Origin of the sequence: Streptomyces otsuchiensis (assembly GCF_004305975.1) — a bacterium.
Lineage (GTDB): Bacteria > Actinomycetota > Actinomycetes > Streptomycetales > Streptomycetaceae > Streptomyces > Streptomyces otsuchiensis.
Window position 1 is genome coordinate 1 of the sequence record NZ_BHZI01000478.1, and the last position, 2101, is coordinate 2101.

The following is a 2101-nucleotide window of genomic DNA, read 5'->3' on the forward strand; positions in this document are numbered from 1 at the left end:
CCCGGACCCCGCCCGCGTCGCCGATGCCGCGGCGGTGGAGAACCTGCTGCGCTGCTGGGTCCGCGAGACCGCGCTCACCCCCGAACCGGCCCCGGCCCCGGACGTGGACGCGGCGCCGGACCGGGAAGCGGGCGGCGCGGCGGACGCGGCCGCCGGCTCCGGGGCCCCACCGGCAGCCACCCGGCTCCTCGTGCCGCTGACCGCCACCGGCACCGCCCTGGAGGTGCCGGTCCGCTACTGGTCGCCCACCGGGCACCACCGCTTCGGGCCCGCCGTGTTCACCGGAGCCCCGGACGACGCCGCTCCCGTCAGCGCCACGGCCCTCGCGGCCCTGCTGGTCCGGGAGGGAGCCCACGGCGCACCCGGCGCCACGGCGGGAGGTGAGGACGCCGAGATCGTCGGCCGCGTCGCCGACTCCGTCCAGCGCGTGGGGGAGTTCCTGGCCGCCCGTCGCGCCGTCCCCGCCGCCCCGCCCGGGACCACGCCGTTCCTCGACGGCGAGCAGGGGCTGGTGCTCGGCCATCCGCTGCACCCCACGCCCAAGAGCCGCGAGGGACTGACCGGCCACGAGGCCCGGGTCACCGCCCCGGAACTCCGAGGTGAGTTCCCCCTGCACTGGTTCGCCGTCGACCGCTCCGTCTTCGTCGGGGGCTCCGCCCTCGCCGGACCGGGCGGCGAGCCCGTGCCCGCGGAGGAACTGCTGTCGGCCGCCGCCGGTGCGGACCTCCCACTGCCGCCGGGCACCGTGCCCCTGCCGCTGCACCCCTGGCAGGCACGCGACGTGGCCCGGCGCCCGGAGACCGCGCGGCTGTTCGAGGAAGGGCTGCTGCACGACCTCGGCGCGCACGGCGCCCCGTGGTCCCCGACCTCCTCGGTCCGCACCGTCCACCGTTCCGGTGCGAACGTCATGCTCAAGCTCTCGCTGGGACTGCGCATCACCAACTCCCGTCGGGAGAACCTCCGTAAGGAACTGCACCGCGGCATGGAGGTGCACCGGCTCCTGGAGACCGGCCTGGCCTCCCGCTGGCGGGCCGCGATGCCGGACGGCGCCGGGTTCGACGTCCTGCGCGACCCGGCCTGGGCGGCGGTCGACTCGCCGGGGGGAAACCCCGTGCCCGGGCTCGACCTGGTGATCCGCGCGAACCCCTTCGGCCAGGATGATGACGCGCTCTGCGTCGCCGGGCTGACCGCCCTCCGTCCCTGGGCGGGCGACAACCCCACCCGCCTGACGTCCCGGCTGGAGCGGGTCGTCGCCGCCCTCGCCAGCGCCACCGGCCGCTCCCGCGCCGCGGTGGGAGCCGAGTGGTTCGCCCGCTACCTGGAGACCGTGGTCCGGCCGGTGCTCTGGCTCGACTCCGTCGGAGGCATCGCCCTGGAGGCGCACCAGCAGAACACCCTGGTGCGGCTCGACGCCGACGGATGGCCCGACGGCGGCTGGTACCGCGACAACCAGGGCTACTACTTCCGTGACTCGCACCGCGCGACACTCGACGCCCAGCTGCCCGGCATCGGCGAGGTCTCCGACACCTTCGTCCCCGACGAGGTGGCCGACGAGCGGTTCCTCTACTACCTGGGGATCAACAACATCCTCGGCCTCATCGGAGCCTTCGGGTCCCAGGGCATCGCCCCCGAGGAGCGTCTGCTGGAGACGCTGCGGAGCTTCCTCGCCGACCGTGCGGCCGGTACCGACGGCGTGCCCGCGTCGACCTTCGCCGCCGAGCTCGGTGGGCGTGACACGCTGCGCTGCAAGGCCAACCTGCTCACCCGGCTGCACGGCATGGACGAGCTGGAGGGCCCGGTGGACGGCCAGTCCGTCTACGTCCCGCTCGCCAACCCGGTGGTGGCCCGCTGAACGGGCCGGGAGGAGCAACCGAGATGCCGCCCCGTACCGAACCAGCCCGCCCGGAGCCGTCCGCCGGTCACGGCCCGTCCGACGCTCCGTCACTGTCGGACGCCCCGCCACCGTCCGGCGCCACGCCGCTCGCCGGTGGCGTACCGCCGGACCACTCGCCGCCGGACCACTCGCCGCCGGCGCCGCACGGCCCGGAGGCGGCCGACGACGACACCGTCGAGAAGCTCCTCGCCTGGTGCCGGCGGGGGC

Annotated in this window: 1 protein-coding gene and 1 pseudogene; both read left to right on the top strand. The window is 76.0% G+C overall.

Features of this window, described 5'->3' with window-relative positions:
* Window positions 1-1852 (top strand): IucA/IucC family protein (locus tag E0D90_RS25235; protein ID WP_130800235.1); only part of this gene is annotated, 1852 nt, incomplete at its 5' end.
* Between the two features lie 23 nt (window positions 1853-1875).
* Window positions 1876-2101, top strand: a pseudogene (locus E0D90_RS25240) (hypothetical protein); the annotation flags it as partial.